Below are 25629 nucleotides of genomic sequence, written 5' to 3'. Positions count from 1 at the left end.
AATAGAAAAGAGAGATGATTGCTTTTAAAAGTGAAGCTCTCTTTTTTTATGAAAGCAGTTTATAATATGCGATGATATAGAATGTTATAGAGTGATATAGTTCTATATAGAGTAAAACGGGGGAATTGTATGGTGTGTATTCTTTGCACCAGGCCCCTTGAGATGACGGTTTTTATTAAACTAGATTTTCGAAAAGAATTCTCCCACTTCAAGGAATTTGAAGGGCAATAGCCGAGTATGGATCGAATCGGTGAGAAAGCAGTTCCAAAAGATGTAGATAAAACAGAAGAGAACGGGATGGATAAGTCATACGATTTAAGTCAATTTAAAGGAAAAAAGTAAAACTACAGTTTAGAGTCATGTAAATGATATAGTCATAAAAATCTCCTTCCTCTCATACAGTGAAATTAACAAGGCTTGTCTAAAAGAAAGGAAGGAAGAAAAGTGGAAACTTTACCATGGTGGATTTATCTTGTTATTATTGGGATTGTTGTAAGTGGCTATATGGTTTTATATACTTCCAAAAAAGAGCAAGAAATAGATAATGAATTCATCGAAAAAGAAGGCGAAGTATATATGAAGCGTTTAGAAGAAGAGCGTGAGAGACGTAATCAAGAAAGTGATAAGGATTCTGTGTTACTATAAGCGTAAGTGGATAACGAATAGGTTATCCACTTTTTTCATGAGCCTAAAAGATGCAAGATATTCGGTGAAATCAGACAGAAAAAGATGTGAATTTTTTATGGACTAGCTATACTATAAAGATAGAGAGGAAGGTAGAACGAAAATGGAATTTCATGAACAAAAAATTTTACCAGCAGTAAGGCAAATTAAAGATTTAGAAAAGCTTGTGCATAGTTCTTATGAGTATATTGTCATTTTAGATATTCATATTGGACAATTGAAAAGTGTTGTGAAACTAGCGAAGCAATATGAGAAAAAGGTATTTTTACATGTTGATTTAATTCATGGATTGCAAAGCGATGGTCATGCGACAGAGTTTTTATGTCAAGAGTATAAGCCGTACGGGCTTTTATCGACGAAGGCAAGTGTGATTATGAAGGCGAAGCAAAAAGGCGTTGTAGCAATTCAGCGCATCTTTTTAATCGATTCAAGTGCGATGGAAAAAAGCTGTCATTTGTTAGGAAAAACAAAACCGGATTATATCGAAGTGCTTCCAGGGGCTTTAACAGATGTGATTGCAGAAGTAAGAGACCGCACCGGAATCCCGATTTTAGCCGGTGGTTTTATTCGTACAGTAGCTGATGTGGAAAGAGCTTTAGAGGCTGGTGCGACAGCGATCACAACATCGAAAAAAGAACTATGGAAACATTTCCAAAAAAAGTGACGAAAATGTGAAAGAAATTGATTGACACCGCTTTCATTTGCAGTTAACATTATAAATAAGTTAATAAACGTGACGGAGAAAAGAAGAGATCCACATTTTATTGTTTCTATATTTTTATATAGAGGCATGTAGGCTGTGGATTTTTTCTTTTGAAAAAACGAATGGCCATTCATTTTCTCTCCTTCACATTGTAAGCGTTTAATTTGATTGTGGAGGGATTTTATGTCAGCATTTTTAGGAGAGTTAATAGGGACAGCGTTATTAATCGTTCTTGGTGGCGGTGTTTGTGCTGGTGTAAGTTTAAAGAAATCGTTTGCTAAGGATTCTGGCTGGATTGTAATTACAATGGGGTGGGGCTTAGCCGTTGCAGTAGCAGCATATGCTGTTGGATCTATTAGTGGAGCACATTTGAACCCTGCCTTAACAATAGGACTAGCGTTTAAGGGAACGTTCCCATGGAGCGATGTTCCAGGATATATCGTAGCACAAATGATTGGGGCAATAATCGGTGCTGTTATCGTATATTTACATTACTTACCACATTGGAAAGAAACGGAAGATCCAGGGGCAAAGTTAGGTGTGTTTGCAACAGGACCAGCAATTCCAAACACATTTGCAAACCTTCTAAGTGAAATGATTGGTACATTCGTTTTAGTATTTGGTATATTAGCAATTGGTGCAAATAAATTTGCAGATGGCTTAAACCCATTTATCGTAGGATTCTTAATTGTAAGTATTGGTTTATCATTAGGTGGAACAACGGGATATGCGATTAACCCAGCGCGTGATTTGGGACCTCGTATTGCACATTTCTTTCTTCCAATTGCAGGAAAAGGCGGATCGAATTGGAAGTATGCATGGATTCCAGTTGTAGGCCCGATTTTAGGCGGATCACTTGCAGGTGTATTTCATCAAGTTGTATTTGAAGAAAAGCAAAATGCAGCACTTATATATGTGGTGATTGCAACGGTTATTATACTAGCACTTTCTTATATAGCAGGTAAAAAGAATAGAAACGATACAAATAGTAGAAAAGTAGCATAAGGGGGAAGTAAATATGGAAACATATATTCTTTCATTAGATCAAGGTACAACAAGTTCACGTGCCATTCTGTTTAATAAAAAAGGAGAAATTGTTCATTCTGCTCAAAAAGAATTTACACAATATTTTCCAAAGCCAGGTTGGGTAGAACATAATGCACAAGAGATTTGGGGGTCCATTCTAGCGGTTATCGCAACTTGCTTAAGTGAAGCGGATGTGAAGCCAGAACAAATCGCTGGTATTGGGATTACAAACCAACGTGAAACAGCAGTTGTTTGGGAGAAAGCAACCGGGAAACCAGTTTATAATGCAATTGTATGGCAATCTCGTCAAACAGCTGAAATTTGTGAAGAGTTAAAAGAAAAAGGCTATGGCGATATGGTTCGCGAAAAAACAGGTCTTTTAATTGATGCATATTTCTCAGGTACGAAAGTAAAGTGGATTTTAGATAACGTTGAAGGTGCAAGAGAAAAAGCAGAGCGCGGTGAATTATTATTCGGTACAATTGATACATGGCTTGTATGGAAATTGTCTGGTGGTAAAGCACACGTAACAGATTATTCAAATGCATCACGCACATTAATGTTCAATATTCATGACTTAAAATGGGATGATGAATTATTAGAAATACTAACAGTACCAAAGAGCATGTTACCAGAAGTACGTCCATCATCTGAAGTATACGGTCATACAGTTGATTATCATTTCTTCTCTCAAAATGTACCGATTGCTGGTGTGGCAGGTGACCAACAAGCAGCGTTATTTGGGCAAGCGTGCTTCAGTGAAGGGATGGCGAAAAACACATACGGAACAGGTTGCTTCATGTTAATGAATACAGGTGAAACAGCAGTTAACTCTAATCACGGTCTATTAACAACAATTGCGTGGGGGTTAAATGGTAAAGTAAATTATGCATTAGAAGGAAGTATTTTCGTAGCTGGTTCAGCAATCCAGTGGTTACGAGATGGCATGCGTATGGTTAATGATGCAAGTGAGAGTGAGGAGTATGCATCACGCGTGGAATCAACGGACGGTGTATACGTTGTACCAGCATTTGTAGGACTTGGAACGCCGTATTGGGACAGTGAAGTACGCGGAGCTGTGTTTGGTGTAACGCGCGGTACAACGAAAGAGCACTTCATTCGTGCAACATTAGAATCATTAGGATATCAAACAAGAGATGTATTATGTGCAATGGAAGCAGATTCTGGCATTGAGTTGAAAACGTTACGCGTTGATGGCGGTGCAGTGAAAAATAACTTCTTAATGCAGTTCCAAAGCGATATGTTACAGGTTCCTGTAGAGCGTCCAATGATTAGTGAAACGACAGCTTTAGGGGCTGCATATTTAGCAGGTCTAGCTGTTGGATATTGGGAAAGTCAAGAAGAAATTAAAGCGCAGTGGGATATGGATCGAAGCTTTACACCAGAAATGGAGAAAGAAAGAAGCGAAGAGCTCTATTCTGGATGGAAAAAAGCAATTGAAGCAACAAAAGCTTTTAAATAATCATAAACAGTGTTATAATGATGGTAAGTTAATAATTCGGTAGGAGATATGGAGAGACCATGACACGCTATAGAGCGATTTCTATAGTGGTGTTTGTGGTCTCTTTTTTTCGTATCAAAGGGAGGAATTACCATGAATTTTTCAAGTAAACAACGTAAAGACGTATTAAAAGAAGTTCATAAACAAGAGTTAGATTTAATTGTAATTGGTGGTGGTATTACCGGTTCTGGTATCGCATTAGATGCTGTAACGCGCGGACTATCAACAGTTGTGTTCGAAATGCAAGACTTTGCAGCAGGAACATCAAGCCGCTCAACAAAACTTGTACATGGCGGTTTACGTTATTTAAAACAATTTGAAGTGAAGATGGTAGCAGAAGTAGGGAAAGAGCGTGCAATTGTATATGAGAACGGTCCCCATGTAACAACACCTGAGTGGATGCTACTTCCATTCCATAAGGGCGGTACATTTGGTGCATTTACAACATCAATCGGTCTTCGCGTATATGACTTCTTAGCGGGAGTAAAACGAAGCGAACGTAGAAAAATGTTTAGCCGTGAGGAAACAATGAAGAAAGAACCACTTGTAAAACAAGAAGGGTTAAAAGGCGGCGGTTACTACGTAGAGTATCGTACAGATGATGCTCGTTTAACAATCGAAGTCATGAAAGAAGCGATTGAGCATGGTGCAAAAGCTGTTAACTATGCAAAAGTAGACGGTTTCTTATATAAAGACGGAAAAGTATGCGGTGTACGTGTTATTGATTTATTAGATGGAAAAGTATATGAGGTTTACGGCAAGAAAATTGTAAACGCAGCGGGTCCTTGGGTAGATACACTTCGTGAAAAAGATAATTCGAAAAAAGGAAAAGTATTACAATTATCAAAAGGTGTTCACTTAGTTATCGACCAAAAACGTTTTCCGCTTGGCCAAGCGATTTATTTTGATACACCAGATGGACGTATGGTCTTCGCGATTCCACGTGGTAATAAAACATACGTTGGTACAACGGATACATTCTATGATAAAGATGCAGCGGTACCAAAAATGACAACAGAAGATCGTGCATATATTATTAAAGCGATTAATTACATGTTCCCAACTGTGAAAATTACAGAAAAAGATATTGAATCAAGCTGGGCTGGTGTTCGTCCGTTAATTTATGAAGAAGGTAAGAGTGCATCTGAAATTTCTCGTAAAGATGAAATTTGGACTTCTGATTCAGGGCTAATTACAATCGCTGGTGGTAAGCTAACTGGATATCGTAAAATGGCAGAAATGGTTGTTGACTATGTTGGATCTTTAATGCAAAAAGAAGGTCACAGTGCATTACCAAAAACAAAAACGAAACATATGCCAATCTCTGGTGGACATGTAGGTGGTTCTGAAAGATTGCCAGCGTTCATTTCGAAAAAAGCAGGAGAAGGTACGAAATACGGTTTAACAACTGAGCAAGCAGAAGCATTTGCGAAATTCTACGGCTCTAACGTTGATATTCTCTTTAACTTAGCAAAAGATTTAAAAGAGGAAGCAAAAGAATACAACATGCCGTTAGACGTCCTTGTACCGCTTGTATACGCGATGGACTATGAAATGACAGTAAAACCTGTCGACTTCTTTGTACGTCGCAGAGGAGCTGTATTCTTCAATATCCACTGGGTGTATGACTGGAAAGAACCTGTCATTGCATACATGGCAGCAAAACTAGGCTGGACAAATGAAGAAAAAGCAAAATATACAGCAGAATTAAATCAAGCATTAAAAGATGCTACCGTGCCTGTAGATGAACAAGAACAAGTAGCATTAGCAAAATAAGCAAATAGTGATAAAAAGCGCTTAGAGGGAGGAAATAACCCCTTTAGGCGCTTTTTGGTTCTATTGAGAAATTTTGTTAAGGTTAAGTGATGCCAACAAAAAATTGTACATTTTACGCGATTGTTAGTAGTCCCTGTAATTTCTTACTTCAGAGCGTCTCCGCATAAATTAAATGTTTAGAGCGGGTATACAAAAAAATCCATTATATTTCAAAAGAAATAAAATTTTTTTATACTTTTTACTGTTTTTTTGTTATAATAGCATACGGGTTAGGGGAAGAGTTTGCATCTTCCCGTGTGTTTTTTATCTGCATCTAGCTTTTTGCTGGATGCTTTTTTTTAAGTGGAGGAAACGACTGAAGTATGAAAAAAAACTGCCAGGTAAGCCTGGCAGTTTTTTCATTATTTTTTCTCTTTTTCTGCTTTTGGAGTTTCGAAGATATCTTTTAAGTCTTTATCTTCAATCTTCACATCCGCTTTTTTCACTTCTTTATTTTGGAATTCGTTTAAGAATTGTGGATCTTGTAATTTCTGCTGAGCAATTTCTTTCTTGATTGCTGCTTTTTCTTCTTTGAATGGTTTTGCATCTTTAATGTCTGTTACTTTAATAATATGGTAACCGAAGCTAGATTTTACAGGTTCGCTTACTTCATCTTTTTTCATTTTGAAAGCAGCATCTTCAAATTCTTTTACAAGAGTACCTGGTTTTAACTCCCCTAGGTCGCCGCCTTTCTCTTTTGATCCTGGATCTTCAGAGTATTGTTTCGCTAAATCTTCAAAAGATTTACCTTGTCCAAGCTCTTCTTTCACTTTCTTCGCAGTTTCTTCATCTTTTACAAGAATATGTTTTGCAAATACACGTTTATCACGGTATTTCTTCTTTGCTTCCTCGTCAGTGATAGATTTTTCAATAGCTTTCTCTTGAGCTAATTGAGCACGTACGCTTGTTTTTAATGTTTCTTCTTTAATACCTTGTTGTTTTAACAGTGTATCAAATTGATCGCCGTATTGCTTTTTAAATTCGTCGTATTTTTTATCAACGTCTTTGTCATCAACTTTGTAGTTTTTAATAAATACTTTTTCAACAATCATGTTGCGTAAAACTTGTTTACCACCTTGTTGCTTCAGTGATGCGTAAAGTTCATCTTTCGTTACGTCACCGGCTTTAGAGGTTGCAATTTTATCAGATGATCCACATGCTGATAAGGCAATTACACTTGTTGCTGCTAAGGCAAGCATAGCTTTCTTCATTCAATAAACACTCCTACTATTATGTATTTTCCATTTATCCTGCACAAATGAACAACCGTACACTTGTGCAAAAGAGCCAAAGTTAAGCTTCACTGATTTACCGCCTTTTTACGATGTAAAAAAGCATACTTCACAGTGCTTACTGAGGCTGAGGATAAAGATTGGCCGCAGATAATCTTTTTATAGTATAGGCAATATGTACAAAATTTAATATATCATATTTTGAGGTCTTTTCCTATTGATAAAGAAAAATTGCCTATTTGTTTAAGGAAATTGTCAGATTCGTAAGGGGTACCACTTTTGGGCACATGTGCATATAAAGAAAGGAGGAGGCGGATGAAGAATGAATTCTATGCTTATTTTATTACTTGTACTGTTTATTTTATTAGTTATAGTAGGTATAATTTGTTTATAGAGGAAAAAAGTGAGGAAGGGACTTCCCTTCCTCACTTTCAATGAAATATAATTTCTATATAACTAGAAATTAATAGAATCGTAATGCATACATTCATAATCCGAAACACACCTGGTTGGCGGCTCTCGGATATTTGTTTTTGAACACAAAGTGTATGTGTCATGAAATTTGTATAGAATAGAACAATAAGTGCAAATGTGACAAAAACGATTTCTATAAGAGTCACGAGGAGATACCTCCTTTTGGCCAAAATACATATACTTTTATATATTGTATCATACGATATTTTGTTCGTGTTATAAAATTCAGAAATAGAAGACATTGGTTGGAAAGTGAGGGAGAAAATGGACGTTGTAAAAAGACTAGAACAAGCTGAATATTATGTAGAACTTCTTTTTCGAATGATTGATGAAGATAAGTGTCCATTTTATTCTTTAATTATAAAGAAAAAAGCACGTAAAAAGGATGTTGAACGTATACTTAATCTTTGTGAAGGATTGAACAATCAATACGTAGAAGAGAAAAAGGAAGGTTTACTTTTATTTGATGCTCTCTTAGATCAATTCGAAAAAGCACTTCCACATCAGCTCGAAGTAACTGAAACTGCGGAAGCGCTTTTAAAACAAGGATTATTTCAGCCGCTTATGGAAGAATTTTTACGCATCATAGCGAAAAGATAATTCGGCTTATTTTTTAACTAATTTTTGTTCCTGCTCTGTAAAATTTTCTTCAATGTTTTCTAATGATTTCTCAAAAATATCAATAAAGTCTTGTCCGTAAATATTTCTTAAAATCGCAATTAATTCGATATTTTCCGGGAATTTCCCGTAAAAATTGCGAAGGGCAAGTGCGCCGTTAAAGACAGAGTTATTTTCAGGGTTATATTCCTCCATTAATTTCAGCAGCAATTCTTCCCCTTTTTCTGTAATTTCAATATACGTATTTCGTTTATCATCTTCTTTTTTAGAAAATACGAGATAGCCGCGTTCTTCGAGCTTTTTAGAAAAGTTAAATGCTGTGGATACGTGCATAACTCCAAACTTAGCAATCTCTGAAATAGAAGCTCCTTCTAAATGATACGCAATAGATAAAATATGATGCTCATTGATGTTTAAATCATAAGGTTTAATCCACTGTTGCCAATCTTTCTCTACAGATTTCCATAATGCCTTCGATAACTGAGCAATGCGTTGACTAAAGATCATTGCTTCTTTTATCGAATAGTCTTTTTCTCCACTTTTCATTTACTCACCCACTTTAACATTCTTCATTAGTATCTATTATGCCAGTAAAATAAAAATTAATAAAGTGTTTTTGTGAGAATTGTTAAAATTTTTCGGAAAAGTTTGTGTATGTGCAAATCATGCATAAAAGTAGAAGGAGTTTCAAAGGGAGAATTGCGGTATCATCTTACGTGGTAAGAGCTAACAGATATTGTAAATGCATAAAAACACGACATATCTATTTGATATGTCGCGTGAGATTCAACTGATATACAAAATATTTGTTATATGCAAAAAACTACACAGGTAATATGTTTTACGCTTTTTCTGGAACGGCTTGTTGTAATTTTTCAATCGATCTTTGAATATCTAAAATTTCTTGCTCGATATGACGTTTGTTATGTGAAATATCTTGTTTCCAAGAAGAAAGCGTATCTTGCATATCCTCTTTTAATTCTTGAAAGACTTCTTTTCCTTCTGAAGCTGTTTCAACAATTTGGCGTTTTAATAGCTTTGTATCAGCAGTAATATCAGCTAGCGTCTTTTTAATATCGCTGCCTTTTTCTTTTAGTTTGCTGCGCATATCTTTACCAGAAGAAGGAGTGGAAAAGAGAACAGCTAGTCCAGCGACAGCTCCGCCACAAATAACACCTGTTAGAAAGGATTTAGCTTTTGACATAAAAGGAAACCTCCTTATTTTTTGTTCCTATTCATGATGTACAAAAGTATGCATATGCTTAAGACAAGGGGGGAGAAAAGTGAAAATCATGACGACTCTTTGTTTTATCATAAGTCTTTTCTTTCTTGTACGTGCTATGCATTTACTTTTATTTGTAAAGCAAAAAAGATCATATCCTCCAGCATTTTGGGTGAAAAAACAAGCCATGCAATATATGTCGTTTGGAGGAATTGGCTTGCTATGTACCTTTATGTTTTATGTCTTTTTCTAGCCTTAATTATTTTACACTATTTGCAATGGTACTTGCGATATTTTGTAATGTTTCCATTGTATATTCATTTTGATGTGACTTCCAAACAGCACCAAAACCATCGTTGTCACCGTAGCGTGGAATTAAATGAAGGTGAAAGTGGAATACAGTTTGTCCAGCTTTTTCACCATTATTGTTTAATAAATTGAAGCCAACTGGATTAAATTCTTCCTTAATCGCATTTGCAATTTTAGGTACAGCAGCAAAAATGTGCGATGCAATTTCTGGTGTTAACGAAAAGATATCCTGCTTGTGTACTTTCGGAATAACAAGTGTATGTCCTTTTGTTACTTGGCTAATATCTAAAAACGCAAGTACATGCTCATCTTCATATACTTTTGAGCATGGAATTTGTCCGTCAATGATTTTACAAAAAATACAATGATCCGCTGTATGATTCATTTGTTTCATCCTTTCAAGTAGTCTTAGCCGTATTTTACCATAATTACATACGAGAACAAACACGAAAAACAGGAAGCTGACTCAGCTTCCTGTTTTCTGAAGAGGGATTGAAAAAGCATTGTTTATAATTTACCTTTCGCAGACACCTCATTTATTTAAGAAATGCATGGTAATTCGGCTAAAGTTTCTGCCGTAGACACCCCATTTACGAAGAAATGTAATTGCAATCTTGACTTAAATGAAATTGTTTATTTTATAAAACAGTACAGACTCTCCTCGAGACACCCCGTTTCTAAAATAAAACGTACAATCTGGATCGTGTAAATTTTCGTTGTCCATGATGGACACCCCATTTCATGATGATTTTTACCTTCATCAATTGGTGGTTGCTTTTTCAATATGTTCCTTCTTCACTCATTATCATGTCCCGTTTTACAAAAGATATGTGAAGAAAAGAAAAATTTTTTTGCAGAAATCGAGACTATGTAGGATGTTGTGATTTTTGGTAAGATGAATATAGAACAATTCTTAGGAAAGAGAATAACTATAACGAAGAAAGTGGTGTCGTATGAACGAGTTACTACGTGTAGAAAATGTTACAGGAGGGTACACGAAACGACCTGTTTTGAAAGATGTTTCGTTCTCTGTTCAAAAAGGTGAATTAGTTGGTTTAATTGGTTTAAATGGGGCAGGGAAAAGTACGACGATCAAACATATTATCGGCTTAATGGAGCCGAAAAAAGGTGCGATTACAATTCATGGGAAAACGATTCAGGAAGATATGACGGCATATCGCTCTAGTTTTTCGTTTATTCCAGAAACACCTGTATTATATGATGAGTTAACGTTAGAGGAGCATTTAAAGTTAACGGCGATGGCGTATGGGGTAGAGGAAAAACAATATGAAGAGCGCATCAAAAAACTGTTAAAAGAATTTCGCATGAATAACCGTTTAAAATGGTTCCCATCTCACTTTTCAAAAGGGATGAAACAAAAGGTTATGATTATGAGCGCATTTCTTGTTGAGCCGTCACTTTATATTGTCGATGAACCGTTCGTTGGACTCGATCCTTTAGCGATTCAATCGCTGCTTCAAATGATGGACAAGATGAAAAAGAGCGGTGCGGGTATTTTAATGAGTACACATATTTTAGCGACAGCTGAGCGTTATTGTGATTCTTTTATTATTTTGCATCAAGGGGAAGTAAGGGCGAAAGGAACGTTATCAGAGCTTCAAACACAATTCAATATGCCAGGTGCAACGCTAGATGATATTTATATTGCGCTAACAAAGGAAGAAGACTATGAATAATGCGGCATTATGGAAAGAGCGATTTAGACATTTTTTAAAGGAAGTTCGTACATATAGTAAGTATGTTTTTAATGATCATCTTAAGTTTATTTTTGTATTTATTATTGGAGCAGGTGCATTTTACTACCAGAAATGGCTAGAAACATTAACGCCGTCATTTGAGACTGCAATTGTGATGGGGATTGTGCTTGGATTTGTGCTGACAGTAGGATCGATTCAAACGCTGTTAAAAGAAGCGGATCTTGTGTATTTGCTTCCGGTGGAGGAAAAACTAAAAACGTACTTTACGAAAGCATTCTTCTTTACATTTATGATGCATCTTTATGTCATTGCAATTGTAGCAGCCGCTCTTGCGCCGTTATATTTTCAGCAAATGAAACAAACGGGCGGGACTTACATATGGATTGTAGCCATACTTCTATTAGTGAAAGCGTGGAATTTATTTGTCACATGGGAAAAGTCTTTTTTAACAGATCAAAATATGCAGCGAGCGGATTGGTTCATTCGTTTTATATGTAACAGCTTGTTCGTGTATTTTCTTATTGAGCATATTTCGCTTATTTCTGTTGGAATCGTGTTAGCTGTCATGGCGATCTATCTACTAATGATTCATCAAATGGTAAAGAGAAAACCAATGAATTGGGAGTATTTAATTGCTGAAGAAGGTAAGAAAATGATGCTCCTGTATCGTATTGCGAATATGTTTGTCGATGTTCCCGCGCTGAAAGAACGAGTAGCGCGCCGCAAATGGCTTGATTTTGTTCTTTCTATCATCGGTGAAAAACGTACATATCTTTACTTATATACGCGTACATTTTTAAGATCAGGCAACTATTTTGGTTTGTATATTCGTTTGCTGGCAATTGGCGGAATTCTTCTTTACTTTATTCCGTTTTTATACGGGCGTTTCATCGTAAGTATTGTTTTTTTATATTTAATCGGTTATCAGCTACTCAGTCTTTGGAAACATCATCGCTTAAAAATTTGGCTGGACTTATATCCGGTAGGGATAGAAGAGAAGAAAAGAGATTTTCTGAGCCTACTGCGCATGATTTTATGTATCGGCAGCGTTCTATTTACGATTCTCTTCGCCTTTGCTACAAAAGATATAATCATGACTTGCGTTTTATTTGGCGTTAACATCGCCTTTAGCATTGTTTTTGTCAATCAATACAGTGCAAAGCGCATTAAGCGATTAAGCTGAAAGGAAGGAAAATATGACTGCATATGAAGATAAGGTCATAAAAGAATTGCAACAGTGGAAACATGCGATGTTGAAAGATTCATCTATGATGGCGCGTTTTTCAAAAAAAGTGCAGACAAAAGTTCAGCAGTTCATTCCTGAAAAAGTGCAACGTATATTAACAGAAACAATTAAAAAGATGGTACAGGGAATTAGCACTGGATCAAACTTCATCAAACCGAAGTTAAAAGAAACAGATTGGTCTTTGCAAAGAAGAGATGAAGAAGTTGTAAAGAAACTGGATGAGTATAAAAAAATTGCTGCGGCAGAAGGAGCGGGCACAGGTGCAGGTGGTTTTTTCTTAGGGCTTGCTGATTTTCCGCTTCTACTTAGCATTAAAATTAAATTTTTATTTGATGCGGCGACGATTTATGGATTTGATACGAACAAAGAAGAAGAACGTCTCTTTATCCTCCATGTATTTCAGCTTGCTTTTTCAAGTGATGAGCATCGAAAAGATATATGGAAAGCAATTGAAACGTGGGATACGAAAAAAGAAAATCAGATGAACTGGGAGAAGTTTCAAACAGAATATCGCGATTATATCGACCTAGCAAAAATGCTTCAGCTCCTCCCGGTCATCGGCGCCCCAGTAGGAGCATACGCAAACTATCAACTGCTTGGGCGGCTCGGAGAAGTGACGATGAATTGTTATCGTTTCCGTCTTTTGCAGGATATTTGAGGAACCCCCTTTGGTGAAAGGGGGGTTCGTAGTGCTGAGGTGGCGAAATTTGTCGACTGGTCGATATCTTGTGTCGAATCGCCGATAAATTTTTTCTTGCTTTTTATTCACTTGAGGCATAAAGTGATAGTAACGAAAGGAAGTGAGCCATATTGAGAAAGAGTACACTCAGTTCACTAATCTGGTTTCGTCTTGCTCGATTTACACATCAAAGTAATTTATTATCGAATGAGTTTTTAAAACAGTTCCATATTACAGCCGCTTAGTTCGATGTATTAAATCAGGTTTCTATTTATCAGCCGCTCATGCAAAGTCAACTGGCTACGAAAGTAACGGTGTCAGAAGGCGGAATTTCCCGTATGCTCACTCGACTTGAGCAAGAGAGGTATATACAGCGTAAGCAGGGTTGGAAGACGAACCTTATGAAACGTTTGGAGAAAAATTATCATTACCGCTATTCTTAGAGCCAAAACGTGCAGAAATAGAAAAATTAGTTCGCCCAATTGATACAGTGAGAAATACGAAGGAATTTATGAAAGAGTAAAAGGATTATCGTTTTTGATTTCTTTAGAAGATAGAAAGCCCCCTTTGGCTATTTGGCCAAAGGGGGCTTTATGTTAAACGGTATAAAAAATAAGTATTGTATAAGGTAATGCTAACATCATAATCATTTTTTAGGAAAGTGTGAAAAAATACTTATTTTACCTTGTTTTGATCAATTAGAATATATTAAAATAATAAGATGATATATGTTTTATAGATTTTTAGAGTTGGAGTGATAAAATGCAGCCATTGGAAAATGAAATTCACCCTGATATGGTGAAAGTTTGGAAAATTCATGCTTTAATTGGAGCAGGTGTACTAACAGCAATTGTTCTGGCTTATCTCTTTTTTATGATTAAATTTCATTGGTGGGGTTGGCTTTTTGGTGTGCTATTTATTGGATCGTTCATCTATGCACCACTCGATTATTTTGTATTCCCACAGTTGCGGCAGCGATATCATAGTTATCAGTTAAATGAAGAAGAGATTGAAATTCAGCATGGCATGTTTATTGTAAAGCGTGTGTTAGTTCCAATGATACGCGTTCAGCATGTAACGATTGAACAAGGGCCGATTATGAGAAAACATGGCTTAGCAGAACTGCAAATTTCAACTGCTGCTACGGCTCATAAAATACCTGGGTTAACGATGAGGGAAGCGGAGCGCTTAAAACGTCAAATTTCAGAACTGGCAAAGGTGAGTGATGAGGATGTATAAGAGGCAGCATCCAATCACGATTTTATCAGAATTAAAAATCTCACATCTACTACCAGGAATCATTCCTTTAATCAGTTTGAAAGGAAAATTTCCCTTTTGGTATATGGTTCCAATTGCAGTGTTTGTTGGGACAATTATTTTTTCAGTTATACATTGGTATTACAAAGTGTACGGGGTGAAAGATCACGTACTACATATTAAACACGGAATGTTTGTTAAAAAAGAGAGTTATTTAAATAAAGATCGTGTACAAACGATTCATACAAGTTCACATATTTTATATCAATTGTTAGGTTTAACAAAGCTCAAAATTGAAGCAGCAGGCGGAGGGGAAGAACCGGAAGTAAGTTTAGCTGGTATTACGACTCAGGAAGCAAAAGAACTGATTGCTCTTTTAAATGCGGAAACCTCTACAAAAAGAATAGATGTAGTTGTGCAAGAGGAAGCGAATTCATCTGAGTATAAGCTCACATGGAAGGAAATTATTTTCGCTTCGATCACTTCTGGTGAATTTGGACTCGTATTTTCTATCCTATTGTTTATTTTTTCAAAGATGCATGATTACGCTCCGGAATGGATGGTTGACAAGCTAAAAAAATATGTAATGGGTTTTGATTTCTCTATTTCTATTTGGATATACGGTGCGGTAGTGTTATTTGTTTTATCGTGGATTTTATCAACAATTCGTTATGCTCTGAAGCATGCGAATTTTACAATTGTTCGAAATAGAAATGAAATACGAGTTTCACAAGGACTTCTTGAAAAAAAGGAAGTTGTTTTGAAGACGCATCGTATTCAAGGCATTACAGTAAAAGAAACATTGCTGCGCGAATGGTTAGGATATTGTTCCATTCATGCAGAAGTCATTCAAAATGTTGAAAAGGAGGAGACGAGTGTAACGCTTCATCCCCTTATGAAAAAGGCGCATGTATCAGGTTTATTAGAACATTTAGAACTTCCTTATCGATTGGAAATAAATGTAATAAAGCTTCCAAAGGCTGCATTAAGAAGATACTTGATAGGTTGGTGGATTGTTTTTCTCGTTGTTACAATTCCGATTGCAGGTGCATCGATCTATTTTGAGAAATATTTCGCACTTCTCACATTCATTCCTTTATTTGCTCTTTTTACATGGCTAGGCTATAGATCGTTCACGGCTGGTGGATATGCACTGGATGATGAGCAGTTGACGATTGTATCGAGAACGATTGGAAAACATACAGGATTAATACGCAGAAGACATATACAATCATTTTCTAAGACGCAAACGTTCTTTCAGCGGAAAGATCAATTATGCTCGATGACATTTACGGTGGCTTCATCAGTAGGCGGACATCATTATAAGTTAGAGCATACGACGATGAAAGATGCGGAAGCGATGCAAGATTGGTTTAAGAAATCGAAAAAGATCACCCTTTCGTGAGGGTGATCTTTTTCGATTTTTTTGTCGAAGAGTCGATATCTCATGTCGAAGCGCCGATATGTTGGGCGAAAGTGCTGATATAATTTCATGTACTGCGTCTCTCTTCGTTGTATTGCGGTTTATCTAGATTTTTACCCTTGTACTTGAAATGTCGTTACAAAAGATGGTTTAGAAAAGATGCTTTTTTGCGGCTCTGCATTTGCTTGTGTCGGGCGTTTTTTATGCGCGTGTTCAAAGGATCTAGATTCTGTCCAGTCTTTAAAGTTTTGCTCAGTTTCCCACATTGTCATAATGACATATGTATCGTTACTTAATGGACGAAGAACGCGAATTGCTTGGAAACCAGGTTCATTTTCAATCAGCCCGGCGCGATTTTTGAAACGATTTTCAAAAACAGGACGCCCTTCATCTGTAACAGAAATATTGTTACAAACGATAAAACCAGCTTGTCCTTTTAATTCCCCGACGGCATCGAGCACATCATATTGAAGTGCTCCTTCTACCGTTTCTTCTATATTTTCTTTATAAAACATATCTTTTTCATTACTTTTAGCGATAAAATGTGGTTCTTCTAGAGGGGTTTCGTATGAAATTATGGCTTTCATTTTTGGGCCTCCTTCATTAAGTTTGTTTTTATTATAGCAACTCTTACTAAAAACTTCGAAGAATATATACATAAAGGAGAGCCTTTTTCAAATAATAAATGTACCATCATTTGGAAAGAAGGACGAAGTATGAAGAAAATAAAGTGGACTGTAATAAGCGGCATAGCAGTGTTTATAGTTGCAATCGTAATCTATAAACTTATTGTGTTAGCTGGTGGCTATATGATGGATGAAAAGCAGTTGGTTTTCCACTCTTCATCACGTATCGTTGATCAGAAAGGAAAAGAAATTACAAAATTATATATAGAAAATCGAGAACTTGTGCCAATTGAGCAAATCCCAAAGCATGTGCAGCAAGCATTTCTTGCAGTAGAAGATGCACGGTTTTATGAACATCACGGCATTGATTATCCTTCTATTTTTAGGGCGGTGTATCGGGATCTTTTAGCAAGAGAGAAAGTGCAAGGAGGTAGTACGATTACGCAGCAACTCGTCAAAAATGTATTTTTAACGCATGAAAAAACATTTGTACGTAAGTTGAAAGAAGTTGCGATAGCACTGCAAATCGAGCAAAAATATACAAAACAGCAAATTCTTGAAATGTATATGAACCATATTTACTTTGGTCATGGTGCATACGGAATTCAATCTGCAGCCAAAATGTACTTTAATAAAAATGTAGAGGACTTAACTGTCGAAGAGGGAGCGATGTTAGCTGGGCTTTTGAAAGCACCAAGCGGATATTCTCCGTTTTTACATCCGAAAAAGAGTAAGGAGCGCCGTGATTTAGTTTTGTCTCTCATGCATAATCAAGGGTATATAACAGCAGAGGAAAGCGTTCGTTATCAAGGGAAAACCATTGCGCTATATAAAAATCTAGATAAACAGGAACTCGCCTATATGCCTTATGTCGATATGGTCGTGGATGAAGCAGCACGTCTATATGGCTTGTCACATCAAGAAGTCCTCCGCGGCGGTTATACGTTTGTTGTTTCCATGGATGAAAATATGCAAAAGGTTGCTTATGATCAGTTTCAAGATGAAAAAAATTTCCCAGGGGGAGACAAAAATGTGCAAGGCGCTTTTTTATTAATGGATAATCAGACGGGAGGAATTAAGGCCGCGATTGGCGGAAGAGAATATGTTCCAAGAGGTTTTAATCGAGTATTTGCAAAGCGTCAGCCAGGGTCTGTTTTAAAGCCCCTTCTTGTATATGCGCCAGCACTGGAAACAAAAAAGTACAATCCGTATTCTTTATTAACAAATGAAAGAACTGCGTTTAAAGGATATGTACCGCGAAATTATAATCATCAATATTCAAAGGAAGTAACGATGTATGATGCGCTCTTGCAGTCAGCGAATGTTCCTGCAGTTTCTTTACTGCATGAACTTGGAGTAGAAGAAGGGAAGCAATATTTGGAGAAGGGAAATATTCACATTGCTGATTCAGGTTTAAGCGCCGCTCTTGGTGGATTAAAAGAAGGGGTTTCTCCGTTTGAAATTGTGAAGATGTATCGTGCGTTTCTAGCAAATGGAAAAATTATTGAGCCACATGTCATTGAAAAAGTATTTGATCGACAGGGGAAAATGATTGGAGAGTCCCAAAAAGAAGAAACGAAAATTTTCTCAAAGCAAACTGCGTGGTATATGACAAAAATGTTAGAAGGGGTTGTAGAGGAAGGAACAGCAAGGGCAGGAGTGTATAAAGGGGCACTAGCTGGAAAGACAGGGACGACTTCGCTTTCCAACCAACGTGAGGGTGTAAGGGATATTTGGTTTGTTGGATATACGCCAAGTTTAGTAGGTGCGGTATGGATGGGATATGATCGTACAGATAAAAAACATACGTTATATGGTGGAAGTGAGTCTGCTACCGAGCTATTTAAAAAGATTTTAATGAAAGCTCATGTGCAGGACAAAGAAAAGTTTAAGCGACCAAAAGGAGTTGCGACGATTAGTAAGCCCATTCATTTAAGTAAAATTGAACATTTAGAAGCAAAACTATCTTTTCATCCGTTTGGCTTATTCATTGCAAAATTAAGCTGGAAACCTCTTCCTGATAAAAGGGTGATGTACAGAATTTATCAAATAGAAAATGGAGTTCATACGCATATTGGAACGGTTAAAGGTACGGGCGAATATGATGTGAAATTTATTAATATATTTGCAAAACCGAGCTTTTACGTTGTTCCATATAACTCGCAAACAAATCGGGAAGGAGAAAAGACAAAAGTAGCTAAACCGTAGTTTTTGCTTGTGATATAATAAGAATGTTTCGAAAATATCAAGCGTTTTTACGAACATTTGTGTCAATTTCATGAACAACATACATAATGTTATGCATTTTGTTTTTACAAGCTGTATAGTAAAAAAAGATAATTATCGAATAGGATTCGTTTGAAGTGTTCGTGAGGAAGGGAGAAAGGGTTTTGGTAAGAAATATAAATGAGACGTTTTTAAAAGCATGTAAAGGGGAACGAACCGATTATGTACCGGCGTGGTATATGAGACAAGCAGGGCGTTCTCAACCAGAATATAGAAAGATTAAAGAAAAGTATTCTTTATTTGAAATTACACACAACCCGGAGCTTTGTGCCTATGTAACAAAACTTCCAGTTGATCAATACAATGTCGATGCGGCGATTCTATATAAAGATATTATGTCACCGCTTCCAGCAATTGGTGTTGATGTAGAAATAAAATCTGGAATTGGACCAGTAATCGAGAATCCAATTCGTTCTATGCAAGATGTAGAGAAGCTTGGTGAAATTCATCCAGAAGAAGATGTACCATATATATTAGATACCATTCGATTGTTAACAGCAGAAATGTTGGATGTTCCGCTTATCGGTTTTTCAGGTGCACCATTTACATTAGCAAGTTATATGATTGAAGGCGGTCCGTCTCGCAACTACCATAAAACAAAAGCGTTTATGTATGCAGAACCAAAAGCTTGGTTTGCATTAATGGATAAGCTTTCAGATATGGTCATTGCGTATTTGAAAGCACAAATTCAGGCTGGGGCAAAGGCAGTACAAGTGTTTGATTCTTGGGTTGGTACAGTGAATGTAGCAGATTATCGCATATTTATTAAACCAGCAATGGAGCGTATTTTTGCACAGGTTCGTGAAATGAACGTACCGATGATCATGCACGGTGTTGGAGCAGGTCACTTAGCAAACGAATGGAATGACTTGCCGCTTGATGTAGTAGGATTAGATTGGCGCTTGTCAATTGAAGAGGCGCGTACGCGCGGTATTCATAAAGCAGTACAAGGTAATATGGATCCTTCGCTATTACTTGCACCATGGAATGTCATTGAAGAGCATGTAAAAGGCATTTTAGACCAAGGAATGAAACAACCTGGCTATGTCTTTAATTTAGGTCACGGTGTATTTCCAGAGGTGAATCCTGATACGTTAAAACGTTTAACAGCGTTTATTCATGAATATTCGAAAGAGCAGTTAGCGAAGTAAAGGAGAATTAGGGGTATGAAAAAGAAAATTGGTTTGCTTGTTATGGCATACGGAACACCATATAAAGAAGAGGATATTGAACGTTACTATACGCATATTCGTAGAGGACGAAAGCCAAGTCCTGAAATGTTACAGGATTTAACAGAGCGTTATCGTGCGATTGGTGGTATTTCTCCTTTAGCTGCTATTACATTAGAACAAGCGAAAAGACTAGAACAGCGTTTAAATGAAATGCAGGATGATGTGGAATTTCATATGTATCTTGGGTTAAAGCATATTGAGCCTTTTATTGAAGATGCTGTACAAGCTATGCATCGTGATGGAATAAAAGAGGCGATTGCTCTTGTTCTTGCCCCTCATTATTCTACTTTTAGCGTGAAATCTTATATTGGACGAGCACAAGAAGAAGCAGCGAAATGTGAAGATTTAACGATTCATGGCATTGAGAGCTGGTATAAAGAGCCGAAATTTATTCAGTATTGGGTAGATGCGGTGAAAAGCATATATGACGGCATGCCAGAAGAAGAACGTGAAAAAGCAGTTTTAATTGTATCTGCGCATAGTTTACCGGAAAAAATTATCGCATTAGGCGACCCATATCCAGAGCAATTAAGTGAAACGGCAGAATATATTGCTCGTGGTGCAGAAGTTCCAAATTACGCGGTTGGTTGGCAAAGTGCCGGCAACACACCTGATCCATGGATTGGACCAGATGTGCAAGATTTAACGAAGGAGCTGTATGAAAAGTACGGTTACACTTCATTTGTATATGCACCAGTTGGTTTTGTAGCGGAGCATTTGGAAGTATTATATGACAATGATATTGAATGTAAAATCGTTACAGATGAAATCGGGGCGAAATATTATCGCCCAGAGATGCCAAACGCATCGGAAGCATTTATCGATTGTTTAGCGGACGTTGTGCTTAAAAAACAAGAAGAAGTATTGTAATACTACAAGCGAGAAAGGAGGGACTGTTTTGAAAAAAAGAGTGGTTATCATTGGTGGTGGAATTGCGGGATTGACAGCAGCGTATTACTTGCAAAAAGAAATTCGTGAACAAGGGTTGCAGATTGATATGTTGTTAATAGAAGCGTCAGGTAAGGTTGGCGGGAAAATTCAAACCGTTCGAAAAGAAGGATTTACAATTGAACGCGGCCCAGATTCTTTCCTCGAAAGAAAAGAAAGTGCAGCTCGATTGGTGAAAGAAGTCGGTTTAGGAGACGAGCTTGTAAATAATAAAGCAGGTCAGTCATTTGTTCTTGTGAACAATCAATTGCACAAAATTCCGAGCGGATCTATGATGGGAATTCCGACACAAATTACGCCGTTTCTATTTTCAGGATTGTTTTCTCCGATTGGTAAATTAAGGGCTAGTTTTGATTTTGTACTTCCGCGTTCAAAACCAGTTTCGGATCAATCACTAGGCCAATTTTTTCGGCGTCGTTTCGGAAATGAAGTGGTTGAAAATTTAATTGAACCATTGCTCGCTGGTATTTATGCAGGGGATATTGATCAAATGAGTTTGATGGCAACATTCCCAAAAGTTTATCAAATAGAGCAGAAGTACCGCAGTATTTCGCTTGGTATGCGTGCGTTAGCACCAAAACGAACAAAAGATGTGAAACCAAAAGGGATGTTTCTAACATTAAAAACAGGCTTAGAGTCGTTAGTTGAGGCAATAGAAGAAAAACTTGATACGAATACAGTGATGAAGGGAACGCGCGTTGAAAAAGTGAAAAAGCTGGGCGATGGCTATGAAATCACTCTTAGCAACGGAAAAGAAATAGAGGCAGATGCAGTTATCATTGCAGCTCCGCATAAAGGATTGCCATCTATGTTCGGGCAGTATAAAGAGTTCCGCTTCTTCCGCAATATTCCGGCAACCTCTGTAGCGAATGTCGCACTAGCTTTTCCGAAAGAAGCCATTAAGCGCGATATTGATGGAACTGGATTTGTCGTATCAAGAAATAGTGATTTTTCCATTACAGCTTGCACGTGGGCACATAAAAAGTGGCCACATACAACGCCGGATGGGAAAGTATTGTTGCGCTGCTATGTAGGGCGTCCTGGCGATGAAGCCATTGTAGAACAAACAGATGAAGAAATAATTCAATTTGTATTAGAAGATTTACAAAAAACAATGGATATAGTAGAGAGGCCAGACTTTACTGTCGTGAGCCGCTGGAAAGATGCTATGCCGCAATATACAGTTGGACATAAAAAAAGAATGAAAAAACTAACAGCATTTCTAAAACAAGAACTACCAGGCATATATTTAGCTGGTAGCTCCTATGCTGGCTCTGGTCTTCCAGATTGCATTGATCAAGGTGAGGCGGCTGTAAAATATGTATTATCTTATTTAGAAGAACGCAATAAAACAAAATTAATCGCGCAATAATAATGAAAACAGGAGATCGGTGTCTCCTGTTTTTTTTGGTGTTCAAGCAACGGGTATATAGGAATATATAAATTCAACTCGCTATCGTTCTTTTCCACCATCGGAAAGATCAATTCGGATTTTACTTTTATTTTTAAAAATAAAAAAGGAGTTTTTTCGTAGTAGAGCGAATAAAAGTATTTTCAAAGTATTAGGAGGTATAAAAGATGCGAAATGTAGTGATTGACACAGAGTGGAACCGAGAGGATCCCTCTTACATTCGGAAAAGGCTAGGGGAATACAATATAAAGCATCTGTCAGAAAAAGATATGAACTTCATTGGCGAAGATTTTTGTTTTAAAATTAAAGATGAAGAAGGGAACATCCTTGGCGGCATTTCAGGAAATACTAAAATGCAAAGTCTTGTCATTCAATTTCTTTGGATTGATGAAAGCCTTCAGGGGAAAGGGTTTGGCAAAAAGCTTATCAAAAAGGCTGAAAAATTCGCTGTGGAGAAGAAATGTCGAATAATCAAGGTAGATACGTTTAGTTTTCAAGCTCCTGATTTTTATAAAAACTTAGGTTTCGAGGTTTATGGCACAGTAGAAGATTTCCCCGAAGGACATAACCATTATTTTTTATTTAAAAAATTATAATAGTAATGGTGGACTGTTCAATTCGGACGGTCTTTTTTTATCTACTTAAGTTAATTTTTTGTAAAGTTTGTCGTATGATCGTTCTTTATAAAGAATGATTTGTTATGATAATACATGCCGTTAGGACAAAAGAAGTAAGGAGAGGAAGATGGCGGTGAAGAAAGTAATCGGTATCGTTTTATCATTTATACTGTTTATTTCATTTACAGGAACGATAGTGAAAGCGGAAGAAACGAATTCGTTATCAGTGCTTGATGCGATTCAACAGTTTCAGCAGCATGGTAAAAGTAAAGGGGTAGTAGAAGGATATATTGTTGGATATACACAAAGTCCGTCAAAGTATACGAGAGATCCAGCGAAGTTTGGAGATACAAATGTAGCAATTGCAGATTCTCCAGATGAGACCAATCCGGAGAAGGGTATGCCTGTTCAGTTGCCAAAAGGGGACGTAAGAGCAGCAGTGAATGTGAAAGATCATCCTGAAAATGTTGGGAAGAAAGTTCAATTGACAGGTACATTAGAGTTATATTTTAGTAGTCCTGGTTTAAAAGCAGTAACAGCGTACAAGTTTCCAGGAGAATTAGAAAATCGTGTAAGCAAAGTCACTGCGTCACCGAATGGGAGAGAAGTGGAAAAGGGAACGCTTGTTACATTAACGACGAGGACAGAAGGGGCGACGATCTATTATACGCTAGATGGATCAGAGCCTACGAATCAAAGTATTCGTTATTATGAACCGATTGTTTTACAAGAAGATACGGTGATTCAGGCAATTGGGGTAAAGGAAGGGAGTGAGTCTTCACCAGTTGCTACGTTTTCGTTTACAGTGGTAAAAGGTGAGAAAGTACACATTCATGATATTCAAGGGAAAGCGCATATTTCTCCTTATAAAGGGAAAAAAGTGCGCAATGTAGAAGGGATAGTCACTGCGTTAGATAAATATGGTTTTTATATGCAAGATGCACAGCCTGATGACGACCCAGCTACTTCAGAAGGAATTTACGTGTATCAGAAAGATGCTGATGTGAAAGTGGGAGACGTTGTCCAAGTAGATGGACAAGTGGAGGAGCATGTTGGAGCTGGATATGCGGAACGATTTGAAACAGATTTAACTACGACAGAAATTAAGGCAACTCGCGCAACCATAAAGGCGAGTCATGTGCCACTTCCAGAAGCAGTTGTGCTAGGGGAGCATGGCGTGAAGATTCCAGATGAAATCATTGATAATGATGCATTCGGTGTTTTTGATCCGCAGGAAGATGCGATTGATTTTTATGAAAGCTTAGAAGGTATGCGAGTTACACTTCCAACACCAAAAGTGGTTGCACCGCAGAAGCATGGGAATTTATATGTAACGATTGCAAATGGTAGCAATAAAGTGGTAACGAAATATGGAACGCCGCTTTTAAGTGAGACGCAACTCAATCCAGAACGCTTATCTTTAAAAGTACCTCGTAACTATGTAGCAAAAGTTGGTGATACTTTTAACGGTGATATAACAGGAGTAGTAGGTTATGATTATAGCGCATACCGCATTTCGCCAGTGACGGAATTACCATCTGTGATAGACGGAGGGTTTAAACAAGTGGGAGCAAAGATTCAGCCTCGGCTTGGGAGAGTAACAGTCGCTACATATAACATGGAAAACTTTTCTGCAAATCAAAAGGAAACATCTGATGAAAAAGTAAAAGCGCTCGCGTATTCGATTAAATATAATTTAAAAATGCCGGATATTATTGGTGTGCAAGAGATGCAAGATAATAATGGAACAATAAATGATGGCACAACAGATGCTTCATTAAGTGCAAAACGTATAATTGATGCGGTGCAAGCAATCCATGGTCCAAAGTATGAATATGTAGAAGTAGCGCCTCTAAACAATCAAGATGGAGGAGCGCCGGGAGCGAATATTCGCGTCGGTTTTTTCTATAATTCATCGCGCGTAAAACTAGCGGATCAACCAAAATTGTTAGAGACAAATCCGACACGCATTGGGCAGGACAATCCGTTATTTGAAAGCACCCGTAAACCATTAGCCGCTGAATTTACATTCCAAGGTCAACATCTAGTTGTTATTTCTAATCATTTAAACTCAAAAATAGGTGATGCACCGCCATTTGGAAGCATACAACCACTGGTATGGAAAAGCGAAGAAAAACGAGTACAGCTGGCCCAAGAAGTGAATCGTTTTGTGAAAGGAATTCAAAAACGAGATGCGAACGCACCTGTTGTTGTAGTAGGGGATATGAACGATTTTGAATTCTCTAAACCACTGCAAGCGCTAAAAGGCGACACATTACAAAATATGTTAGAAACTGTTTCAAAAGAAAATCGGTACACATATATTCATGAAGGGAATGCACAAGTACTAGATCACATCTTAGTGACAAATAATATTGCAAATCATACAATTGTAGATCCAGTACACTTAAATACAAATATGATGAAGGAGCACGGCCGCGTCAGCGATCATGACCCGGTGCTTGCGCAAATTGATTTGAAAAAAGCCCGTTCAGTTTAGACGGGTTTTTTTACGTAGTGCGGTGACGAAATTTGTCGACTGGTCGATATCTTGTGTCGAAACGCCGATAAAATTGATTTT

At 37.2% G+C, this 25629-nt stretch carries 25 protein-coding genes and 3 pseudogenes; 21 read left to right on the top strand and 7 right to left on the bottom strand.

Annotation, left to right across the window (positions count from 1 at the left end; all coding sequences use genetic code 11):
* Positions 1-444 precede the first annotated feature (444 nt).
* The 5 genes from MR056_RS05895 (at position 445) to MR056_RS05875 (ending at position 5711) form a co-directional block, all read left to right on the top strand.
* Positions 445-645, top strand: coding sequence for a sporulation YhaL family protein (locus MR056_RS05895; RefSeq protein WP_011983896.1), 201 nt, complete (start codon positions 445-447; stop codon positions 643-645).
* A 142-nt stretch (positions 646-787) separates the two neighbouring features.
* A complete protein-coding gene (locus tag MR056_RS05890; RefSeq protein WP_048722192.1) occupies positions 788-1348 on the top strand; it encodes a glycerol-3-phosphate responsive antiterminator in 561 nt (186 codons plus the stop codon).
* Between the two features lie 222 nt (positions 1349-1570).
* Positions 1571-2392 carry an MIP/aquaporin family protein gene (locus MR056_RS05885; RefSeq protein WP_011983898.1) on the top strand — a complete coding sequence of 274 codons (822 nt, stop codon included), beginning with the start codon at positions 1571-1573 and terminating at the stop codon, positions 2390-2392.
* Between the two features lie 13 nt (positions 2393-2405).
* Positions 2406-3896, top strand: coding sequence for a glycerol kinase GlpK (gene glpK / locus MR056_RS05880; RefSeq protein ID WP_011983899.1), 1491 nt, complete (start codon positions 2406-2408; stop codon positions 3894-3896).
* Positions 3897-4028: 132 nt separating this feature from the next.
* Positions 4029-5711, top strand: a complete 1683-nt coding sequence (locus tag MR056_RS05875; protein ID WP_011983900.1) for a glycerol-3-phosphate dehydrogenase/oxidase — start codon at positions 4029-4031, stop codon at positions 5709-5711.
* Between the two features lie 401 nt (positions 5712-6112).
* On the opposite strand, the gene prsA is transcribed toward MR056_RS05875, so the two are convergent.
* Positions 6113-6961: a peptidylprolyl isomerase PrsA gene (prsA, locus tag MR056_RS05870; protein ID WP_011983901.1), complete on the bottom strand. Its 849-nt coding sequence runs from the start codon at positions 6959-6961 to the stop codon at positions 6113-6115.
* Positions 6962-7304: 343 nt separating this feature from the next.
* On the opposite strand from prsA, the pseudogene MR056_RS22545 reads away from it, so the two are divergent.
* Positions 7305-7376, top strand: a pseudogene (locus tag MR056_RS22545) (YjcZ family sporulation protein); the annotation flags it as partial.
* Positions 7377-7413: 37 nt separating this feature from the next.
* Here the strand turns inward: MR056_RS22545 and MR056_RS05865 are convergent.
* A complete protein-coding gene (locus MR056_RS05865; RefSeq protein ID WP_041809508.1) occupies positions 7414-7602 on the bottom strand; it encodes a hypothetical protein in 189 nt (62 codons plus the stop codon).
* Positions 7603-7720: 118 nt separating this feature from the next.
* Here MR056_RS05865 and MR056_RS05860 point away from each other — a divergent pair, with 118 nt between their 5' ends.
* Positions 7721-8056: a DUF1878 family protein gene (locus MR056_RS05860; RefSeq protein ID WP_011983902.1), complete on the top strand. Its 336-nt coding sequence runs from the start codon at positions 7721-7723 to the stop codon at positions 8054-8056.
* A 6-nt stretch (positions 8057-8062) separates the two neighbouring features.
* Here the strand turns inward: MR056_RS05860 and MR056_RS05855 are convergent, their stop codons facing one another.
* Together MR056_RS05855 and MR056_RS05850 are read right to left on the bottom strand one after the other, a co-directional pair.
* Positions 8063-8620 carry an HTH-type transcriptional regulator Hpr gene (locus MR056_RS05855; protein WP_011983903.1) on the bottom strand — a complete coding sequence of 186 codons (558 nt, stop codon included), beginning with the start codon at positions 8618-8620 and terminating at the stop codon, positions 8063-8065.
* Between the two features lie 295 nt (positions 8621-8915).
* The gene (locus tag MR056_RS05850; protein WP_011983904.1) at positions 8916-9278 is read right to left on the bottom strand and encodes a YtxH domain-containing protein; all 363 of its coding nucleotides are present in this window, start codon (positions 9276-9278) and stop codon (positions 8916-8918) included.
* An 88-nt stretch (positions 9279-9366) separates the two neighbouring features.
* On the opposite strand from MR056_RS05850, the gene MR056_RS22810 reads away from it, so the two are divergent.
* Entirely contained in the window at positions 9367-9549 is a 183-nt protein-coding gene (locus tag MR056_RS22810; protein ID WP_472926857.1) for a membrane protein YhzF, read from the top strand.
* A 6-nt stretch (positions 9550-9555) separates the two neighbouring features.
* Here the strand turns inward: MR056_RS22810 and MR056_RS05845 are convergent, their stop codons facing one another.
* Entirely contained in the window at positions 9556-9990 is a 435-nt protein-coding gene (locus MR056_RS05845) for an HIT family protein (RefSeq protein ID WP_011983905.1), read from the bottom strand.
* 248 nt (positions 9991-10238) lie between these two features.
* On the bottom strand, positions 10239-10388 hold the full coding sequence (locus MR056_RS05840) for a hypothetical protein (protein ID WP_162208212.1): 150 nt from the start codon (positions 10386-10388) through the stop codon (positions 10239-10241).
* Positions 10389-10558: 170 nt separating this feature from the next.
* Here MR056_RS05840 and MR056_RS05835 point away from each other — a divergent pair, with 170 nt between their 5' ends.
* The 7 genes and pseudogenes from MR056_RS05835 to MR056_RS05805 all read left to right on the top strand — a co-directional run bounded on the left by MR056_RS05835 (position 10559) and on the right by MR056_RS05805 (position 15910).
* Complete coding sequence (locus MR056_RS05835; RefSeq protein ID WP_011983906.1) at positions 10559-11302, top strand: ABC transporter ATP-binding protein; 744 nt, start codon at positions 10559-10561, stop codon at positions 11300-11302.
* Positions 11295-12506, top strand: coding sequence for an ABC transporter permease (locus MR056_RS05830; protein ID WP_011983907.1), 1212 nt, complete (start codon positions 11295-11297; stop codon positions 12504-12506). Before MR056_RS05835 ends, MR056_RS05830 begins: the two co-directional genes overlap by 8 nt.
* A gap of 13 nt (positions 12507-12519) precedes the next feature.
* Positions 12520-13227 carry an EcsC family protein gene (locus MR056_RS05825; protein ID WP_011983908.1) on the top strand — a complete coding sequence of 236 codons (708 nt, stop codon included), beginning with the start codon at positions 12520-12522 and terminating at the stop codon, positions 13225-13227.
* 152 nt (positions 13228-13379) lie between these two features.
* Positions 13380-13667, top strand: a pseudogene (locus tag MR056_RS05820) (MarR family winged helix-turn-helix transcriptional regulator); the annotation flags it as partial.
* Positions 13640-13771, top strand: a pseudogene (locus tag MR056_RS05815) (ring-cleaving dioxygenase); the annotation flags it as partial. The pseudogenes MR056_RS05820 and MR056_RS05815, both read left to right, overlap by 28 nt.
* A 239-nt stretch (positions 13772-14010) precedes the next feature.
* Positions 14011-14487, top strand: a complete 477-nt coding sequence (locus MR056_RS05810) for a PH domain-containing protein (protein WP_011983910.1) — start codon at positions 14011-14013, stop codon at positions 14485-14487.
* A complete protein-coding gene (locus tag MR056_RS05805) occupies positions 14480-15910 on the top strand; it encodes a PH domain-containing protein (RefSeq protein ID WP_011983911.1) in 1431 nt (476 codons plus the stop codon). Before MR056_RS05810 ends, MR056_RS05805 begins: the two co-directional genes overlap by 8 nt.
* 131 nt (positions 15911-16041) lie before the next feature.
* Here MR056_RS05805 and MR056_RS05800 read toward each other — a convergent pair whose 3' ends face one another.
* Complete coding sequence (locus tag MR056_RS05800) at positions 16042-16515, bottom strand: antibiotic biosynthesis monooxygenase family protein (RefSeq protein ID WP_011983912.1); 474 nt, start codon at positions 16513-16515, stop codon at positions 16042-16044.
* A gap of 129 nt (positions 16516-16644) precedes the next feature.
* Between MR056_RS05800 and MR056_RS05795 the strand changes: the two genes are divergently transcribed.
* The 6 genes from MR056_RS05795 (at position 16645) to MR056_RS05770 (ending at position 25548) form a co-directional block, all read left to right on the top strand.
* Positions 16645-18762 carry a transglycosylase domain-containing protein gene (locus MR056_RS05795; protein WP_048722210.1) on the top strand — a complete coding sequence of 706 codons (2118 nt, stop codon included), beginning with the start codon at positions 16645-16647 and terminating at the stop codon, positions 18760-18762.
* 182 nt (positions 18763-18944) lie between these two features.
* Entirely contained in the window at positions 18945-19991 is a 1047-nt protein-coding gene (hemE, locus tag MR056_RS05790; RefSeq protein ID WP_041809512.1) for a uroporphyrinogen decarboxylase, read from the top strand.
* Between the two features lie 15 nt (positions 19992-20006).
* Positions 20007-20942 (top strand): ferrochelatase, encoded by a 936-nt coding sequence (gene hemH / locus MR056_RS05785; protein WP_011983915.1) that lies wholly within the window; start codon positions 20007-20009, stop codon positions 20940-20942.
* Positions 20943-20970: 28 nt separating this feature from the next.
* Complete coding sequence (hemY, locus tag MR056_RS05780) at positions 20971-22392, top strand: protoporphyrinogen oxidase (RefSeq protein WP_087094589.1); 1422 nt, start codon at positions 20971-20973, stop codon at positions 22390-22392.
* Between the two features lie 206 nt (positions 22393-22598).
* On the top strand, positions 22599-23027 hold the full coding sequence (locus MR056_RS05775; protein ID WP_011983918.1) for a GNAT family N-acetyltransferase: 429 nt from the start codon (positions 22599-22601) through the stop codon (positions 23025-23027).
* A gap of 148 nt (positions 23028-23175) precedes the next feature.
* Complete coding sequence (locus MR056_RS05770; protein WP_087097952.1) at positions 23176-25548, top strand: DUF6359 domain-containing protein; 2373 nt, start codon at positions 23176-23178, stop codon at positions 25546-25548.
* The last annotated feature ends 81 nt before the right edge of the window (positions 25549-25629 follow it).

It is taken from the genome of Bacillus cereus group sp. BfR-BA-01360, assembly GCF_022663595.1.
Taxonomy (GTDB): domain Bacteria; phylum Bacillota; class Bacilli; order Bacillales; family Bacillaceae_G; genus Bacillus_A; species Bacillus_A cytotoxicus.
The sequence above is the reverse complement of the archived record's forward strand: the minus strand, read 5'-3'. Positions and strand labels throughout refer to the sequence as shown.

What these genes read in the sequence shown, in the direction of transcription:
- MR056_RS05890 (WP_048722192.1), top strand. Translation starts at nt 788, where the DNA reads ATGGAATTTCATGAACAAAAAATTTTACCAGCAGTAAGGCAAATTAAA.
- MR056_RS05885 (WP_011983898.1), top strand. Translation starts at nt 1,571, where the DNA reads ATGTCAGCATTTTTAGGAGAGTTAATAGGGACAGCGTTATTAATCGTT.
- glpK (WP_011983899.1), top strand. Translation starts at nt 2,406, where the DNA reads ATGGAAACATATATTCTTTCATTAGATCAAGGTACAACAAGTTCACGT.
- MR056_RS05875 (WP_011983900.1), top strand. Translation starts at nt 4,029, where the DNA reads ATGAATTTTTCAAGTAAACAACGTAAAGACGTATTAAAAGAAGTTCAT.
- prsA (WP_011983901.1), bottom strand. Translation starts at nt 6,961, where the DNA reads ATGAAGAAAGCTATGCTTGCCTTAGCAGCAACAAGTGTAATTGCCTTA.
- MR056_RS05860 (WP_011983902.1), top strand. Translation starts at nt 7,721, where the DNA reads ATGGACGTTGTAAAAAGACTAGAACAAGCTGAATATTATGTAGAACTT.
- MR056_RS05855 (WP_011983903.1), bottom strand. Translation starts at nt 8,620, where the DNA reads ATGAAAAGTGGAGAAAAAGACTATTCGATAAAAGAAGCAATGATCTTT.
- MR056_RS05850 (WP_011983904.1), bottom strand. Translation starts at nt 9,278, where the DNA reads ATGTCAAAAGCTAAATCCTTTCTAACAGGTGTTATTTGTGGCGGAGCT.
- MR056_RS22810 (WP_472926857.1), top strand. Translation starts at nt 9,367, where the DNA reads ATGACGACTCTTTGTTTTATCATAAGTCTTTTCTTTCTTGTACGTGCT.
- MR056_RS05845 (WP_011983905.1), bottom strand. Translation starts at nt 9,990, where the DNA reads ATGAATCATACAGCGGATCATTGTATTTTTTGTAAAATCATTGACGGA.
- MR056_RS05835 (WP_011983906.1), top strand. Translation starts at nt 10,559, where the DNA reads ATGAACGAGTTACTACGTGTAGAAAATGTTACAGGAGGGTACACGAAA.
- MR056_RS05830 (WP_011983907.1), top strand. Translation starts at nt 11,295, where the DNA reads ATGAATAATGCGGCATTATGGAAAGAGCGATTTAGACATTTTTTAAAG.
- MR056_RS05825 (WP_011983908.1), top strand. Translation starts at nt 12,520, where the DNA reads ATGACTGCATATGAAGATAAGGTCATAAAAGAATTGCAACAGTGGAAA.
- MR056_RS05810 (WP_011983910.1), top strand. Translation starts at nt 14,011, where the DNA reads ATGCAGCCATTGGAAAATGAAATTCACCCTGATATGGTGAAAGTTTGG.
- MR056_RS05805 (WP_011983911.1), top strand. Translation starts at nt 14,480, where the DNA reads ATGTATAAGAGGCAGCATCCAATCACGATTTTATCAGAATTAAAAATC.
- MR056_RS05800 (WP_011983912.1), bottom strand. Translation starts at nt 16,515, where the DNA reads ATGAAAGCCATAATTTCATACGAAACCCCTCTAGAAGAACCACATTTT.
- MR056_RS05795 (WP_048722210.1), top strand. Translation starts at nt 16,645, where the DNA reads ATGAAGAAAATAAAGTGGACTGTAATAAGCGGCATAGCAGTGTTTATA.
- hemH (WP_011983915.1), top strand. Translation starts at nt 20,007, where the DNA reads ATGAAAAAGAAAATTGGTTTGCTTGTTATGGCATACGGAACACCATAT.
- MR056_RS05775 (WP_011983918.1), top strand. Translation starts at nt 22,599, where the DNA reads ATGCGAAATGTAGTGATTGACACAGAGTGGAACCGAGAGGATCCCTCT.
- MR056_RS05770 (WP_087097952.1), top strand. Translation starts at nt 23,176, where the DNA reads ATGGCGGTGAAGAAAGTAATCGGTATCGTTTTATCATTTATACTGTTT.